Origin of the sequence: Mesorhizobium sp. M7A.F.Ca.AU.001.01.1.1 (assembly GCF_004022735.1) — a bacterium.
Classification (GTDB): Bacteria; Pseudomonadota; Alphaproteobacteria; order Rhizobiales; family Rhizobiaceae; genus Mesorhizobium; species Mesorhizobium ciceri.
Genome location: NZ_RZPF01001160.1, coordinates 1 through 1,083, shown reverse-complemented (window position 1 = coordinate 1,083; position 1,083 = coordinate 1). Strand labels below are relative to the sequence as shown.

Here is a 1,083-nt window from a genome sequence, read left to right as displayed (position 1 = left end):
TGATGAGGATTCTGGCGGGTGTGCATCAGCACGATTCCGGCGAGATCTTCATGAGCGGCGAGAAGCTCGATCTGAAGTCGCCGCGCGCCGCGCTCGATGCCGGCATTTCGACCGTTTTCCAGGAGCATTCGCTGCTGCCCAATCTGTCGATCGCCGAGAACATGTTCCTCGGCCGGGAGCCGACGACCCGGTTCGGCTCGATCGACTATCCCGCGATGAAAAGCCAGACCGCCAGGGCGCTTGGCGAACTCGGCCTCACGCTCGACCCGTCGCAACTCGTTTCCAACCTGACCATAGCCGAGCGGCAATTCGTCGAGATCGCGCATTGCATCCAGGCCGACGCCAGCGTGCTCATCCTCGATGAGCCGACGGCGGCGCTCAACGCGGCCGATGTCGATGTGCTCAACCGCAACATCCGCCGGCTGCGCGACAAGGGAAAAGCCATCGTCTACATCTCGCATCGCATGGAGGAGATCTTCGAGTTGTGCGACACCGTGACGGTGCTGAAGGATGGCGCACTGGTCGGCACAAGGACGGTGCCCGAGATCACCACCGACGAACTCATCGCCATGATGGTCGGACGCGAACTCCAGGACCTTTTTCCCGATCGTACGGGCGATGTAGGCGATGAGATACTGCGCGTCGAAAACCTCAAGATCACCGAGACATCGCAGCCGCTGTCGCTGACTTTGCACAAGGGCGAGATCGTCGCCCTGGCCGGGCTGGAAGGGCAGGGCCAGCAGCGCTTCCTGCGATCGCTGATTGGCCGCTACCATCCCTTCGCCGGGACGATTTCCATCAACGGCAAGGCGCTGAAGATGCCGCTCCCGGCGTCGGCGGGCGTTCGGTATTTGCAGCAGCTGAAGGTCGGCTTCGTTCCCGAGGACCGCAAGGAAGAGGGGCTCTTCCTCGCTTTGCCGATCGCCCACAACATCGCCATCGGATTGCATTCGAGGCGCCCGGAACTTGCGCCGGCGCGGCCATATCGAAACGTCATCGCCCGCATGATGGAGGTCATGAACATAAAGGCGGCGGGCCTGTCGGCTGCGGTCGGTTCGCTGTCGGGCGGCAACCAGCAAAAGG

1 protein-coding gene is annotated in these 1,083 nt (G+C 62.5%); it reads left to right on the top strand.

The features are described 5' to 3' along the window. Positions 1-20: 20 nt before the first annotated feature. Positions 21-1,083 (top strand): sugar ABC transporter ATP-binding protein (locus tag EN884_RS36735; RefSeq protein ID WP_245492061.1); only part of this gene is annotated, 1,063 nt, incomplete at its 3' end.